Annotated in this window: 14 protein-coding genes and 1 pseudogene; 10 read left to right on the forward strand and 5 right to left on the reverse strand. The window is 70.3% G+C overall.

Annotated elements, in window-relative coordinates; all coding sequences use genetic code 11:
- The first annotated feature begins 138 nt into the window (after positions 1-138).
- Positions 139-1488: an allantoinase AllB gene (gene allB / locus PXH83_RS26395; RefSeq protein WP_274563671.1), complete on the forward strand. Its 1350-nt coding sequence runs from the start codon at positions 139-141 to the stop codon at positions 1486-1488.
- Positions 1485-2604 (forward strand): annotated as a pseudogene (alc, locus tag PXH83_RS26400) (allantoicase). Before allB ends, alc begins: the two are co-directional and overlap by 4 nt.
- 60 nt (positions 2605-2664) lie before the next feature.
- Here alc and PXH83_RS26405 read toward each other — a convergent pair.
- The gene (locus PXH83_RS26405) at positions 2665-3399 is read right to left on the reverse strand and encodes an SDR family NAD(P)-dependent oxidoreductase (RefSeq protein ID WP_274565176.1); all 735 of its coding nucleotides are present in this window, start codon (positions 3397-3399) and stop codon (positions 2665-2667) included.
- Between the two features lie 186 nt (positions 3400-3585).
- Here PXH83_RS26405 and PXH83_RS26410 point away from each other — a divergent pair, with 186 nt between their 5' ends.
- Together PXH83_RS26410 and PXH83_RS26415 are read left to right on the forward strand one after the other, a co-directional pair.
- Positions 3586-4203, forward strand: a complete 618-nt coding sequence (locus PXH83_RS26410; RefSeq protein ID WP_274563672.1) for a dihydrofolate reductase family protein — start codon at positions 3586-3588, stop codon at positions 4201-4203.
- An 80-nt stretch (positions 4204-4283) separates the two neighbouring features.
- Complete coding sequence (locus PXH83_RS26415) at positions 4284-5222, forward strand: DMT family transporter (RefSeq protein ID WP_274563674.1); 939 nt, start codon at positions 4284-4286, stop codon at positions 5220-5222.
- A 76-nt stretch (positions 5223-5298) separates the two neighbouring features.
- On the opposite strand, the gene PXH83_RS26420 is transcribed toward PXH83_RS26415, so the two are convergent.
- Positions 5299-5976, reverse strand: a complete 678-nt coding sequence (locus PXH83_RS26420) for a response regulator (protein ID WP_274563675.1) — start codon at positions 5974-5976, stop codon at positions 5299-5301.
- Positions 5973-7202, reverse strand: a complete 1230-nt coding sequence (locus tag PXH83_RS26425; RefSeq protein WP_274563676.1) for a sensor histidine kinase — start codon at positions 7200-7202, stop codon at positions 5973-5975. The genes PXH83_RS26420 and PXH83_RS26425 overlap by 4 nt, the downstream gene beginning before the upstream one ends.
- Before the next feature lie 145 nt (positions 7203-7347).
- Between PXH83_RS26425 and PXH83_RS26430 the strand changes: the two genes are divergently transcribed.
- The gene (locus PXH83_RS26430; RefSeq protein ID WP_274563678.1) at positions 7348-7566 is read left to right on the forward strand and encodes a hypothetical protein; all 219 of its coding nucleotides are present in this window, start codon (positions 7348-7350) and stop codon (positions 7564-7566) included.
- Positions 7567-7878: 312 nt separating this feature from the next.
- On the opposite strand, the gene PXH83_RS26435 is transcribed toward PXH83_RS26430, so the two are convergent.
- Complete coding sequence (locus tag PXH83_RS26435) at positions 7879-8730, reverse strand: alpha/beta fold hydrolase (RefSeq protein ID WP_274563680.1); 852 nt, start codon at positions 8728-8730, stop codon at positions 7879-7881.
- The gene (locus PXH83_RS26440) at positions 8727-9731 is read right to left on the reverse strand and encodes a Gfo/Idh/MocA family protein (protein WP_274563682.1); all 1005 of its coding nucleotides are present in this window, start codon (positions 9729-9731) and stop codon (positions 8727-8729) included. The genes PXH83_RS26435 and PXH83_RS26440 overlap by 4 nt, the downstream gene beginning before the upstream one ends.
- A gap of 102 nt (positions 9732-9833) precedes the next feature.
- Between PXH83_RS26440 and PXH83_RS26445 the strand changes: the two genes are divergently transcribed.
- From PXH83_RS26445 to PXH83_RS26465, 5 genes are all read left to right on the forward strand, one after another.
- Positions 9834-10598 carry a GntR family transcriptional regulator gene (locus PXH83_RS26445; RefSeq protein ID WP_274563683.1) on the forward strand — a complete coding sequence of 255 codons (765 nt, stop codon included), beginning with the start codon at positions 9834-9836 and terminating at the stop codon, positions 10596-10598.
- A gap of 111 nt (positions 10599-10709) precedes the next feature.
- Positions 10710-11717, forward strand: coding sequence for a sugar ABC transporter substrate-binding protein (locus PXH83_RS26450; RefSeq protein WP_274563685.1), 1008 nt, complete (start codon positions 10710-10712; stop codon positions 11715-11717).
- A gap of 98 nt (positions 11718-11815) precedes the next feature.
- Positions 11816-12829: a sugar ABC transporter substrate-binding protein gene (locus tag PXH83_RS26455; RefSeq protein WP_274563687.1), complete on the forward strand. Its 1014-nt coding sequence runs from the start codon at positions 11816-11818 to the stop codon at positions 12827-12829.
- Complete coding sequence (locus PXH83_RS26460; protein ID WP_274563689.1) at positions 12826-13893, forward strand: ABC transporter permease; 1068 nt, start codon at positions 12826-12828, stop codon at positions 13891-13893. The genes PXH83_RS26455 and PXH83_RS26460 overlap by 4 nt, the downstream gene beginning before the upstream one ends.
- Positions 13860-14693 carry an ATP-binding cassette domain-containing protein gene (locus PXH83_RS26465; RefSeq protein ID WP_274563691.1) on the forward strand — a complete coding sequence of 278 codons (834 nt, stop codon included), beginning with the start codon at positions 13860-13862 and terminating at the stop codon, positions 14691-14693. The genes PXH83_RS26460 and PXH83_RS26465 overlap by 34 nt, the downstream gene beginning before the upstream one ends.
- The last annotated feature ends 37 nt before the right edge of the window (positions 14694-14730 follow it).

Consider the following 14730-nt stretch of genomic DNA (forward strand, 5'->3'; position numbering starts at 1 on the left):
CTTCATGGAAACCTCTAAGTGATCCCCGTGCAGGTCGGAGGCGTACGTGGTGGTCTTGACGGAGTGGACCCCGGAGTGAAGACTCCTTCAACAGTTCGTTGAATTTCTTCGTACGTCCTGCGTAACGTCATAACGGAAGTGAGGGACAGGGTGCCCGACGTGGACCTCGTACTGCGCTCGACGCGCGTCATCACCCCCGAGGGGGCGCGCGCCGCATCGGTGACCGTCGCCGACGGGAAGATCACGGCCGTGCTGCCGTACGACGCCGAGGTGCCGACCGGAGCCCTGCTGGAGGACTTCGGGGACGACGCCCTGCTCCCCGGCCTCGTCGACACCCACGTCCACGTGAACGACCCCGGCCGCACCGAGTGGGAGGGCTTCTGGACCGCTACCCGCGCGGCCGCGGCCGGCGGCATCACCACGCTGCTCGACATGCCGCTGAACTCCCTGCCGCCGACCACCACCGTCGACCACCTGCGCACCAAGCAGGACGTGGCGCGCAGCAAGGCGCACATCGACGTCGGCTTCTGGGGCGGCGCGATCCCCTCCAATGTCAAGGACCTGCGGCCGCTGTACGACGCCGGGGTCTTCGGCTTCAAGTGCTTCCTCTCGCCCTCCGGCGTCGAGGAATTCCCCGAGCTCGACCAGGAGCAGCTCGCCCGCTCGATGGCCGAGATCGCCGGCTTCGGCGGGCAGCTGATCGTGCACGCCGAGGATCCGCACCACCTGGAGGCGGCCCCGCAGAAGAGCGGTCCTGCGTACGCCGACTTCCTCGCCTCCCGGCCCCGGGACGCCGAGAACACCGCGATCGAGGGCCTCATCGCGCACGCCAAGCGCCTCGGCGCCCGCGTCCACGTGCTGCACCTGTCGTCCTCGGACGCGCTGCCGCTCATCGCCGCTGCCAAGCGCGACGGCGTACGCATCACGGTCGAGTCCTGCCCCCACTTCCTCACCCTCACGGCCGAGGAAGTCCCGGACGGGGCAACCGAGTTCAAGTGCTGCCCGCCGATCCGCGAGGCCGAGAACCAGGACGCGCTGTGGGACGGCCTCGCCGACGGCACGATCGACTGCATCGTCTCCGACCACTCGCCCTGCACCACCGACCTCAAGACCCCCGACTTCGCCTCCGCCTGGGGCGGCATCTCCTCCCTCCAGCTGGGCCTCCCGGCGATCTGGACCGAGGCGAGGCGCCGCGGACGCTCCCTGGAGGACGTCGTCCGCTGGATGGCCGCCGCACCCGCCGAACTCGCGGGCCTCGCCCAGAAGGGCGCCATCGAGGCCGGCCGTGACGCCGACTTCGCGGTGCTCGCCCCTGACGAGACCTTCACCGTCGACCCCGCGGAGCTGCACCACCGCAACCAGGTGACGGCGTACGCGGGCAAGACCCTGCACGGCGTCGTCAGGTCGACGTGGCTGCGCGGCGTACGCATCGCCGACAACGGCACCCTCGCCGAGCCGACAGGCCGGCTGCTCGAAAGGAACAACTGACCGTGTCGACCCCGTCTTTCACCGGTGACGCGAACCCCTACGGCGGCGGCGACCCGTACGCCGACTACCGCACCGCCGACTTCGACTTCACGCACTTCGCCGACCTCGCCGACCGGCGGCTCGGCGAAGTGCGTGATCGCCGCCAACGACGAGTTCTTCGCCGAGCGCGAGAACATGCTGCGGCCCGAGCCGGCGGAGTTCGACCCCGAGCACTTCGGGCACAAGGGCAAGATCATGGACGGCTGGGAGACCCGCCGCCGCCGCGGCGTCGGCGCCGAGCAGCCGCACCCGACGGCCGAGGACCACGACTGGGCGCTCGTGCGCCTCGGCGCCCCCGGTGTCGTACGCGGAATCGTCATCGACACCGCCCACTTCCGCGGCAACTACCCGCAGGCCGTCTCTGTCGAGGCCACCTCGGTGCCGGGCTCGCCGTCGCCCGAGGACCTCCTCTCCGGCGATGTGAAGTGGACAACGCTCGTACCCCGTACGGCAGTCGGCGGCCACGCGGCCAACGGCTTCGCCGTCGACGTCGAGCAGCGCTTCACGCACCTGCGGGTCAACCAGCACCCGGACGGCGGCATCGCCCGCCTGCGCGTGTACGGCGAAGTCGTGCCCGACCCGGCGTGGCTGGCCACCCTCGGTACGTTCGACCTCGTCGCCCTGGAGAACGGCGGCCAGGTCGAGGACGCCTCCGACCGCTTCTACTCCCCGGCCACCAACACCATCCAGCCGGGCCGCTCCCGCAAGATGGACGACGGCTGGGAGACCCGTCGGCGCCGGGACAAGGGCAACGACTGGATCCGCTACCAGCTGGTCGAGCAGTCCGAGATACGCGCGGTCGAGATCGACACGGCGTACCTCAAGGGCAACTCGGCGGGCTGGGCGGCCCTTTCCGTCAAGGACGGCGAAGAGGGCGAGTGGGTACAGATCCTGCCGCGCACCCGGCTCCAGCCCGACACGAACCACCGCTTCGTGCTCGCCTCGGCACCGGCCGCGACCCACGTCCGTATCGACATCTTCCCGGACGGCGGCATATCGCGCCTGCGCCTCTTCGGCTCGCTGACGGAGGCGGGCGCGTCCCGGCTGGCGGCACGCCACCAGGAGCTGGGCGGCTGACGCGGATCGCTTGAGCCGGTTGATGGGTGGCGCTCACACGGTGGGCACCACCCATCGCCGTTATGCGGCGTGGCCGCCGTCGACGAGGACCTCGGACCCCGTCATGTACGACGCCTCCTGGCTCGCCAAGTAGGCGACCAGCGAGGCCACTTCGTCCGCGCTGCCGAACCGGCCCAGGGCCGTCATGGCGCTCTGCGGCTCGGCGTACGGGCCGTCGGCCGGGTTCATGTCCGTGTCGACCGGACCCGGGTGGACAAGGTTCGCGGTGATGCCACGACCGCCCAGCTCCCTCGCCAGCGCCTTGGTCAGGCCCGACAGCGCGGCCTTGCTGGTCGCGTAGAGCGTCCCGCCCGGGCCCGGCACGCGCGCGGCCATGCAGCTGCCGATCGTGACGATCCGGCCGCCGCGCTCCATCTTCGCGGCCGCTGCCTGCGAGGCCAGGAAGGCCGCCCGTACATTCACCTGCAGGACCCGGTCGATGTCCGCGAGCGTGAGGCTCTCGATCGGGCCGAGAACGCCGACACCCGCATTGTTGACCAGGATGTCGAGCCGCCCGAGCTCGGCGGCGGCCCGGTCCACGGCGCCGGTGACCGCCGCGGCGTCCGCCGCGTCGGCGCGCAGCGCGATGCCGCGCCGGCCGGCGGCCTCGATCTTCTGCACGACGTCGTGGGCGGCCTCCTCGCCCCGTACGTACGTGATCGCCACATCAGCACCGTCCTGCGCGAGCCGCAGCGCGATCGCCGCGCCCATGCCGCGGCTGCCGCCGGTCACCAGGGCGGCCGTCCTGCCGGTCATTGAAGACATCGAGGTTCCTCACATTCCGTAAGTGGTTACGGATTCAAGGAAACCGGCGCGAGGGGCCCTCCGCTGGCGGCAAACGGACGCGGCGATGAGTTCCGTGGGAGCGTGGAGTCAGAGCTGGTGACATTCATTGAGTCCATACGGACATACGGACATACGAACCGGAGAAGGGCGCAGGACATGAAGATCACGCTCACCACGTTTCTCACACTCGACGGCGTCATGCAGGCCCCGGGCGGCCCCACCGAGGACACCAGCGGCGGCTTCGAGCAGGGCGGCTGGCTGGTCCCCTTCGCCGACGAAGGCATGGGCCGTTTCATGGAGAAGGTCTTCGACCGCGCCGACGCCTTCCTCCTCGGCCGTCGTACGTACGACATCTTCGCGGCCTTCTGGCCGCAGGTCACCGACGAGAACGACCCGATCGCGAGCCGCCTCAACAACCTCCCGAAATACGTCGTGTCCACGACCCTGGACAAGGCCGAATGGAACAACTCCACGGTCGTCGGGAGCGACGTGGCGGGCGAGATCGCACGGCTCAAGCAGCAGCCCGGCCGCGAGCTCCAGATCCACGGCAGTGGCACGCTCGCCAGGTCCCTCATGACGGAGGACCTCATCGACGAGTGCAATCTTCTGTTCTTCCCGGTCGTACTGGGCGCGGGACAGCGGCTGTTCGAGGAGGGCTCCCGGCCGACCTCTTTCGCACTCACCGACTCCAGCACCACGGAATCCGGCGTGACGATCCAGACCTACCGGCCCACCGGGAGGCCGGAGTACGGCAGTTTCCTGCTCGACCAGTGAGGCCCGCGCGGGTACGGTGATCGCTCCGCGTGCGAGCCGCCGACGTCTCCACACCACCCGTCCCGGGGGAGACCGCGCCAGTGGCCGCCGCAACACAGACCGCCGTACCCGCCACCGTCACGCCGCCGTCGCCGAGCCGCGCAGCCTGGCTCACCGACCTGCCCGTACTGCTGGTGGCGGTCGTCTGGGGCGCGAGCTATCTGGCAGCCAAGGGCATCACGACGACGCAGACCGTCGTAGCCGTCCTGGTGCTGCGCTTCGGCATCGTGCTGCCGGTGCTGGCGGCCGCCGGATGGCGCAAGCTGCGCGCGCTGAGCACCGCGCAGTGGCGGGGCGCGGGGGCGCTCGGACTCGTACTCAGCGGGATCTTCCTGCTGGAGACGTACGGCGTCGTACACACGTCGGCGACGAACGCGGGCCTCATCATCAGCCTCACCATGATCTTCACCCCGCTGGCCGAGGCGGCGGTGACGAGGGTCAGGCCGCCCCGCGCCTTCATGGGCGCGGCGGCTCTCTCGGTCGCCGGTGTGGTGCTGCTGACCCAGGGCGGCGGCTTCACGACCCCGTCGCTCGGCGATCTGCTGATGCTGCTGGCGGCGCTGGCCCGTACGGTGCATGTGCTCGCGATGGCGAGGATCAAGGCCGTACAGAACGCGGACGCGCTCTCCCTCACCACCGTCCAACTGGCCGGCGCTGTCGCGGTGTTCGCGCTCCTGGCGGCGACCCCCGGGACGGGCCCGGCCCCTTGGACGGTCGCGGCCGGCTTCGGGCCGCGCGAATGGGCGGGCCTGGTCTTCCTCTCCGTCTTCTGCACGCTGTTCGCCTTCTTCGTGCAGATGTGGGCGGTACGCCGCACGTCCCCGTCCCGAGTCAGCCTGCTGCTGGGCACGGAACCGCTGTGGGCGGCGGCGGCAGGCATCGCGATCGGCGGCGAACGGCTGGGGGTGGTGGGGCTGCTGGGCGGAATCCTGGTGCTGGCCGGCACGACGTGGGGCCGGCGGGCTGCGACGCAACGGTAGGCAACCCGCACCCCCGCTGCGCCTACCGCACCGCGGTCGTAAGCACCGTCCCGCCCGCGAAAGTGATCGCCCCGCGTCAGCCCACGTCGCCGGCTCCCTCGACGAGGCCCGCGTCATGCACCAACAGGGCGATCTGAACACGGTTGTTGAGCCCCAGCTTGGCCAGCACGCGTGACACATGCGTCTTGACCGTCGCCACGCTCATGTACAGCGCGGCGGCGATCTCTGCGTTGGACCGACCGTGCCCGACGGCGACCGCGACCTCCCGTTCTCGTTCGGCGAGCCCGGACAGCCGCCGGGCCGCGCGAGTCCTGCGGTCGTCGGGGGCGCCGGAGCCCGCGACATGGGTGATGAGCTGCTGGGTCACGGCAGGGGAGAGGACCGGGTCGCCGGCCGCGACGCGGCGTACCGCGGCGACGATCTCGGCGGGCGGGGTGTCCTTGAGTACGAAACCGGCGGCGCCCACGCGCAGTGCGCGCAGAACCTGTTCGTCGGCGTGGAAGGTGGTGAGGACGATGACCTCGGGGGCGTCGGGCCTGCGGCGCAGTTCCTCGGTCGCGGTGAGGCCGTCCATGACGGGCATCCGGATGTCCATCAGGACCACGTCGGGCCGGTGCAGGTCGGTTGCCGCCGCGGCCTCGGAGCCGTCGGCCGCCTCCCCTACGATCTCGATGCCGTCGGCCCCGCCGAGCATGAAGGTGAGTCCGGCGCGTACGAGCGGGTCGTCGTCGACGATGAGCAGCCTGATGGTCATGGCGCCCACGGTAGCCAGGCGCTGACGCGGAATCCGCCGCCGGGAGTGAATCCGTGTTCGAAGCGGCCGCCGGCGAGCGTGGCACGCTCGGTCAGGCCGATGAGGCCCTGGCCGGATCCGGGGACGGCCGGGACTTCGCGCCCGGGTGCGGGATTGCGTACCTCGATGGTGAGTCCGTCGCCCGGTGCGCCGGTGACCGTCACGGTGACTTCGGCGCCGGGCGCGTGTTTACGGGCGTTGGTCAGGCCCTCCTGGGCGATGCGGTAGGCGTTGCGTCCGGTGGCGGCGGGCACGGCTGCGGGCCGGTCGATGCGGTGGTCGAGGGTGACCTTCATGCCGGCTTCGCGGGACTCGGCGACGAGGGCGTCGAGTGTGGCGAGCGTGGGCTGCGGTCGGTTGTCGTCGCCGGAGCCGTCGACCGGGGCAGGTGCGCGGAGTACGCCGATGACGTCGCGCAGGTCCTGGAGCGCCTCGTGCGCGCTGTCGCGGATCACTCCGGCGGCGCGGGCGACCTCGGCCGGGGGCGCGTCGGGCCGGAACTCCAGCGCGCCCGCGTGCACGCTGAGCAGCGTCAGCCGGTGGGCGAGTACATCGTGCATCTCGCGCGCGATGGCCTCGCGGGCCAGCCGCTGCGCCTGTTCGGCACGGAGGTCGGCCTCCGTCTCGGCGCGGCGGGCGCGTTCGCGCAGCGACACGACGAGCTGGCGGCGCGAGCGTACGAACATGCCCCAGCCGACGACCAGCAGGACGATCACGAGCGAGGCGATGGCGGAGGCCCGGAAGGAGGTGGTCGGGTCGGGGCGCAGGGCCGCCTGGACGAGTGCGCCGGCGAGGGAGGCTGAGGCGACGACGGCGACCGTCTTGAAGGGCCGGTGCACCGTCAGGCTGAACAGCGCGACGATCATGGCTCCGCCGGCGACGGGTGCCATGGTCGATACGACGACCAGGGCGACCGCGAGCCCCACCGGCCAGCGCCGCCGCACCCAGAGCGCGCAGCAGGCCGCCGCGCCGGCCAGCTGGTCGAGGAAGACGACAACATCGGGGTTGCCGACGTTGGCGGCGGTGTCGGCCGCGAGGAGTCCGATGCCGGCGGCGAAGAGGAACGCCGCGATGTCGACGATCCAGTCCCGCGCGGTACGTCGACGCCGTCCGCCCCCGCGATCGCCCGGAAGGTCGGGGTCGGCCATTGCCGATGGCAGCAGCCAGCGGTACTCCTGATCGGTCATGTCGACAAAACTACGCAGGCGGAAGCGGTGCGGCGGGCCCGCAGCCGAAGGAAACGACCAAAGTCGGGGAGGTTCAGACTTTCGGCGCTGCGGTGCAGCCCGACGACCGACGCGGGGGCGTGGGGGGCCGCGCCACGATCGCCGTATGAAGAAGATTCTCGAAGTGGTGGGGTTCGTGCTGTTCGTGGCCGGCGTGTCCGGGGTGGTGCATGAGGTGACGGGGTGGTTGCCGCAGTTCTTCGGCTTCGTGCGGATCCTGGATTCCCTCGATTTCCTCAAGGGGCGTGAGCTCTACACGAACATCGTGCTGGCGGTCGTGGGCGTAGCGGTGATGGCGTCGGCGGATCGCTTCCGGCGGATCTAGCGTGCGGGTGGGGGTGTGGCGCGGGTTGCCTGCGGCGCTTTTCCCCTACCCGCCCCTTCCCGCTGTGACATGTGCGGCTGCCGCCGCGTGGGGGCTCCGTCCCGGGCCCCGCTCCTCAAACTCCCCCAGATTTCGTCGGGGGGACCCCAAGGGGCTGAAAACGCCAGGGGGCTGGGGGCTTGCCCCCCGGGCGGCGGCAGCCGCACATGTCACAGCCGGGAAGAGTGGGGTCTCCCCTGCTCGAACGAAGTTGAGAGCTTGGGGAAGGGTAGGGGAACGCGCCGCAGGCAACCCGCATCCACCCCACGCGCCCTACGCCGCGACTGCCCCCGCAAACCCCTCCGGGTCCTCCGCCCACGGCATATGGCCCGCGCCCTCCAGCCTCACCCGCCGTACGTTGCGCAACGCCCGCTCCAGGGAGTCCACCGCCTCCCTCGGCCGTATGTCCTGCGCGCCGTCCACTATCACCACCGGGACTCTCAACACCCCGCATGCAGCGCGCAGTTGATGCGCGTTGTGGCTCCGCAGCTCCGCGTTGACGGCCGCATTGCATTCGAAGTTGACGCCCCGCCACGGCGTGGCCATCCGTTCGGCCAGGGCGCGCGCCCGCTCGCGGTCGGGGCCCGCGAAGTCCGCCGACCACTGGAGCACGCACATCTCGCGTTCCTCCGCCTCCGTACGCGACGCCCGCGCCCTCAGCGCCTCCCAGCGCGGCAGGCCTTCACCGAGCGCGGCGCGCAGTTTGCGGGCGTACTGCGGGTGCCAGTCGGCTTCCGCGTCTATTCCGGTGCCGGACACATAGACCAGCCGGGTCACCCGCTCCGGGTGCGCGAGGGCGTAGTGCAGGGCGAGCCTGGCACCCCAGGAGTGGCCCAGCAGTGTCATCGATTCCAGCCCGAAATGGCGGCGTACCGCATCGAGATCGGCCACCGACCAGGCCACCGAGTACGGCCCGCGCCGCTCGGAACGTCCGCACCCGCGCTGGTCCCACCGGTACACCGCCGCCCGCCCCGCGAACAGCTCGGCCACGTCCTCCAGGGTGTCCCAGAGGCCGGGTCCGCCATGGCACAGGACGAGCGGATCGGCATCGGCCCAGCCCGACCGCGTCGCCCACAGCCGCACCCCGTCGTCCGTCCGCACCGTCTCCGTCACCGTCGACGTCATGAAGCGGGAATCTCCTCCATCCGCACTGGCCGCCGTTCCCGGCGCGACAGTTCGCACGCCTCCGCGATCCGCAGCGCGTGCAGCGCCTCCCTGCCGTCGCACGGGTTGGGGAGTTCGCCCAGCGCGACCCGGACGAAGGCATCCAGTTCCGCCTCGTACGCCGGGGCGAACCGCTCCAGGAACCCCGGCCACGGGTTCTCGGCGGCCGGCGCCCCCTTCGGCTCCGTCGAGGTGATCGGTGTGCGGTCGTCGAGACCGACGGACACCTGGTCGAGCTCGCCCGCCAGCTCCATCCGTACGTCGTAACCGGCCCCGTTGCAGCGCGTCGCCGTGGCGGTGGCGAGCGTGCCGTCGTCGAGGGTGAGGATCGCGGCCGCCGTGCTCACGTCGCCCGCGTCGCGGAACATGTCGGGCCCCCCGTCGGACCCCACCGCGTACACCTCGACGACCTCGCGGCCCGTCACCCACCGCAGAATGTCGAAGTCGTGGACCAGGCAGTCCCGGTAGAGGCCGCCGGACAGCGGCAGGTACGCGGCGGGCGGCGGCGCGGGGTCGGAGGTGATCGCCCGGACGGTGTGCAGCCTGCCGAGGCTGCCGGACCGTACGAGCTCGCGCGCCGTCGTGTAACCGGCGTCGAAGCGGCGCATGAAGCCGAGCTGGAGTACATTCCCCGCCGCGTCGACCTCCCGCAGCGCGCCCAGCGTTCCCGGCAGGTCCAGTGCGATCGGCTTCTCGCAGAAGGTCGGGAGACCGGCGCGCGCCGCCCGGCCGATCAGGTCCGCGTGGGCGGAGGTGGCGGAGGCGATGACCACGGCGTCGACGCCCCACGCGAAGATCTCGTCGACCGACGGAGCGGCCGTTACGCCGAGCCGGTCGGCGACCGCGACGGCCCGCGCCGCATCCGTGTCGGTGACAAGCAGAGCACCCACTTCGCGATGGCGGCTGAGTACGCCGGCGTGGAAGGAACCAATACGACCCGTGCCGATGAGTCCGATGCGCATGGGCCCAAAGTCGCGCGATGCCCGCCACCCTGTCAAGCGTTTGTCCTGACAATCGGACTACAGGACTTCCAGTGGTCATTACCTGGGGCTACGCTCACTGGCGTGTCAAAACACGCGGCTGACCCCACCGTCTCCCTGCAGCTCGGCGTCGACCGGAACAGTCCGGTCCCGCTCTACTTCCAGCTGTCGCAGCAGCTGGAGGCGGCAATCGAGAAGGGCCGGCTCGCCCCCGGAAGTCTCCTCGGCAACGAGATCGAGCTGGCGGGCCGCCTCGGCCTGTCCCGCCCCACCGTCCGCCAGGCCATCCAGTCGCTCGTCGACAAGGGCCTGCTGGTCCGCCGCCGAGGCGTCGGCACCCAGGTCGTACACAGCCAGGTCAAGCGCCCCCTCGAACTGAGCAGCCTGTACGACGACCTCGAAGCCGCAGGTCAGCGGCCCGCGACCAAGGTCTTGCGGAACGCCGTCGAACCGGCCACGGCCGAGGTCGCGGCGGCGCTCGGCGTGCCGGAGGGCAGCGACGTACACCTCATAGAACGGCTGCGTCTCGCGCACAACGAGCCCATGGCACGGCTGGTCAACCACCTGCCCGCCGGACTGCTCGCGCTCGACACCGAGCACCTGGAAGCCACCGGCCTGTACCGGATGATGCGCTCCGCGGGCATCACGCTGCACAGCGCCCGCCAGACGGTCGGGGCGCGTGCGGCCGGGGCGGACGAGGCGCGGCAGCTGGGGGAGGCGGAGGGGGCGCCGCTGCTGACGATGCAGCGGACGACGTTCGACGACACGGGGCGGGCGGTCGAGTTCGGCTCGCACATCTACCGGGCCTCGCGGTACGCCTTCGAATTCCAGCTGCTCGTCAGGCCGTGAGCACCATCCCGCGTAAGAATGTTCGGACAAAGTCTTGACGGGGCCGCGCGTACGCCGCTAGAACTCCCCCCAGCCGCAACGGGGCGGCCGGGAGACAAGGCGGAACCCACGATGCGTACCCACCGCAAGGCCCGTAAGGCAGCAGCCCTCCTCGCCGTCTGCGCACTCGCACTCGCCGGATGCAGCGGCTCGGGCGGCAAGGACTCGGAAGAGGACACCGGCGACGACGGCGCCGGTGGCGGCAAGGGCGTCAGCACCAAGCGCCTGAAGATCGCCATGGTGACCCACTCCGGCGAGGGCGACACCTTCTGGGACATCGTCCAGAGCGGCGCCAAACAGGCCGCGTCCAAGGACAACGTCGAGTTCCTGTACGCCGCCAACAAGGAAGGCAAGGAACAGGCGCAGCTCATCGACTCCTACGTCGCCAAGAAGGTCGACGGGATCGTGGTGACCCTCGCCAAGCCCGAAGCGGTCAGAGCCGCAGTCGAGAAGGCCGTCGCGGCGGGCATACCCGTCGTCACGATCAACTCGGGCGGCGAGCACTCCGAGGCGGCGGGCGCGCTCAGCCACATCGGCCAGGAAGAGTCCGTCGCCGGCGAGGCCGTCGGCGAGGAACTCAACAAGCGAGGCAAGAAGAAGGCGCTCTGCGTCATCCACGAGCAGGGCAATGTCTCGCTCGAAGCGCGCTGCGCGGGTGTGAAGAAGACCTTCAGCGGGTCGGTCGAGAACCTCAATATCGAAGGCACCAACATGCCCGCTTCGACCTCGTCCATCGAGGCGAAGCTGGAGAGCGGCAAGGACATCGACACCGTAGTCACCCTCGGCGCCCCCTTCGCGGCCGCCACCGTCAAGGCCAAGCAGGGGGCGGGCAGTTCGGCGGAGGTCAACACCTTCGACCTCAACGCCGAAGTGGTCAAGCAGCTCAAGGCCAAGGAGATCGGCTTCGCCGTCGACCAGCAGCCGTACCTCCAGGGCTACCTCGCCATCGACGAGCTGTGGCTCTACGCGACCAACGGGAACGTCCTCGGCGGCGGAAAGCCCGTCCTGACCGGACCGGCGCTGGTCACGGACAAGGACGTACCGGCGCTGGAGAAGTACACGGCCCGCGGTACCCGATGAAAAGCGCGCGAACAGCGGTAACCGATACTTGGTCGGCCGGGGGCGCTCTGAATGATCCCCGGCCGCACCGGGGAGTACGGCAAGAAGGGCACGGCGTCGTGGCAAGGGTTCGGACAGGGGTACGCGCCGTCGGCGCGGTGCTGGCGGCGGTCCTCGGGGCTTCCCTCGCGGGCTGCAGCAGTACGGGCGGCAAGCGCGCCGAAGAGCGGGCCGAGCAGGCCGCGGCCCAGGGCGGATCCGCGGTCAACACGCCCCGCTGGACCATCGGCATGGTGACCCACTCGGGCGACGGCGACACCTTCTGGGACATCGTGCAGAGCGGCGCCGAGCAGGCCGCGGCCAAGGACAACATCAAGTTCCTGTACGCCCACAGCGACGAGGGCCAGCAGCAGGCGCAGCTGGTCGACTCGTACATCGACAAGAAGGTCGACGGGCTGATCGTCACGCTCGCCAAGCCGGACGCGATGAAGGCGGCCGTGGCCAGGGCGACCAAGGCCGGTATCCCGGTGATCACCGTCAACTCGGGCTCGGCCGAGTCGAAGAAATTCGGCGCGCTCACCCACATCGGGCAGGACGAGACGATCGCCGGTGAGGCCGTCGGCGACGAGCTCGACAAGCGCGGCCGGAAGAACGCCCTGTGCGTCCTGCACGAACAGGGCAACGTCGGCCACGAACAGCGCTGCGCCGGAGCCAGGAAGACCTTCGACGGCGAGATGCAGAACCTCTACGTCGACGGTACGAACATGCCCGACGTACAGGCGTCGATCGAGGCGAAGCTCCAGTCCGCCAAGGACATCGACGCCGTCGTGACGCTCGGCGCCCCCTTCGCGGACGCCGCGGTCAAGGCGAAGGAGCAGGCCGCCAGCAAGGCCGAGATCGACACCTTCGACCTCAACGCGAAGGTGGCGAGCGCGCTCCAGGCCGACGCGCTCGGCTTCGCCGTCGACCAGCAGCCGTACCTCCAGGGGTACGAGGCCGTCGACCTGCTGTGGCTCCACAAGTACAACGCCGATGTGCTCGGCGGCGGCAAGCCGGTCCTCACAGGGCCCCAGATCATCACCAAGCAGGACGCCGCCGAGCTGGAGGAATACACGAAGCGGGGGACCCGATGACCGCGACCGCACCAGCACAGGCGCCGACACCCGGCCGCAAGACGGCCGACGACGAGCGGCTGCTCAAGACGTCGCCGCTGCGCAAGGTGCTCCGCCGGCCCGAGCTCGGGGCGGTGGTCGGCGCCGTCGCCGTCTTCCTCTTCTTCGCGGTCGCGGCGGACAGCTTCCTGCGGGCGTCCAGTTTCGGCACGGTCCTGTACGCCGCGTCGACGATCGGCATCATGGCCGTACCGGTGGCGCTGCTGATGATCGGCGGCGAGTTCGACCTGTCGGCCGGTGTCCTGGTGACCAGCTCCGCGCTGGTCTCCTCGATGTTCAGCTACCAGATGACCGCCAACGTCTGGGTCGGCGTCCTGGTGTCGCTGCTGGTCACGCTCGCCATCGGGGTCTTCAACGGCTTCATGCTGACCCGCACCAAGCTCCCGAGCTTCATCATCACGCTCGGTACGTTCCTGATGCTGACCGGCCTGAACCTCGGCCTCACCAAGATGATCAGCGGCACCGTGTCGACCAAGACCATCGGCGACATGGAGGGCTTCGAGTCCGCGAGGAAGGTCTTCGCCTCTCAGGTCACCATCGGCGGCGTCAACCTCAAGGTCACCATCCTGTGGTGGGTGGCGCTGGTGGGGATCGCGACCTGGATCCTGCTGCGCACCCGCGCGGGCAACTGGATCTTCGCGGTCGGCGGTGAGGCCGACGCGGCCCGCGCGGTCGGCGTCCCGGTCAACAAGACCAGGATCGGGCTCTACATGGGCGTCGGCTTCGCCGCCTGGGTATCCGGCCAGCACCTGCTCTTCTCGTTCGACGTCGTGCAGTCGGGCGAGGGCGTCGGCAGCGAGCTGATCTACATCATCGCGGCCGTCATCGGCGGCTGCCTGATCACCGGCGGCTACGGCTCGGCGATCGGCTCCGCGGTCGGTGCCTTCATCTTCGGCATGACCAGCAAGGGCATCGTGTACGCGGAGTGGGACCCGGACTGGTTCAAGTTCTTCCTCGGAGCGATGCTCCTTCTGGCCACCCTGCTCAACGCATGGGTACGCAAGCGCGCGGAGGCGACAAAGTGACAGCCCTCGTAGAGCTCGACGACGTCAGCAAGTTCTACGGCAGCATCAAGGCCCTGGAAGGCGTCTCCCTCGAAGTCCACGCGGGCGAGATCAGCTGCGTACTGGGCGACAACGGCGCGGGCAAGTCCACTCTCATCAAGATCATCTCCGGTCTGCACCAGCACGACGCCGGCACGTTCCTGATCGACGGCGGGGAGACCAGGCTCGCCAACCCGCGCGACGCACTGGACCGGGGCATCGCCACCGTCTACCAGGACCTCGCCGTCGTACCCCTGATGCCGGTCTGGCGGAACTTCTTCCTCGGCTCCGAGCCGACGAAGGGCGCGGGCCCCTTCAAGCGCCTCGACGTCGACCTGATGCGCGAGACCACTCGCTCCGAGCTGCTGCGCATGGGCATCGACCTGCGCGACGTCGACCAGCCCATCGGCACGCTCTCGGGCGGCGAACGCCAGTGCGTGGCCATCGCGCGTGCCGTCTATTTCGGGGCGAAGGTACTGGTGCTCGACGAGCCGACCGCCGCCCTCGGCGTCAAGCAGTCGGGCGTCGTCCTGAAGTACGTCGCCGCGGCGCGTGACGCGGGCCTCGGTGTTGTCCTCATCACCCACAACCCGCACCACGCGTACCTCGTCGGCGACCGTTTCGTACTCCTCAAGCGCGGCGCGATGTCCGGCAGCCACACCCGGGACGGGATCACCCTCGACGAGCTCACCCGCCAGATGGCGGGCGGCAGCGAGCTGGAGGAGCTCAGCCACGAACTGGAACGGGCCCCCGCCCCGACCCGCCTCGGCGGCCACGAGTGACCCCCTGAGGACCCCCGGTCCTCAGGGGGCTGGGGCG

Origin of the sequence: Streptomyces spiramyceticus, assembly GCF_028807635.1 — a bacterium.
GTDB classification, from domain to species: domain Bacteria; phylum Actinomycetota; class Actinomycetes; order Streptomycetales; family Streptomycetaceae; genus Streptomyces; species Streptomyces spiramyceticus.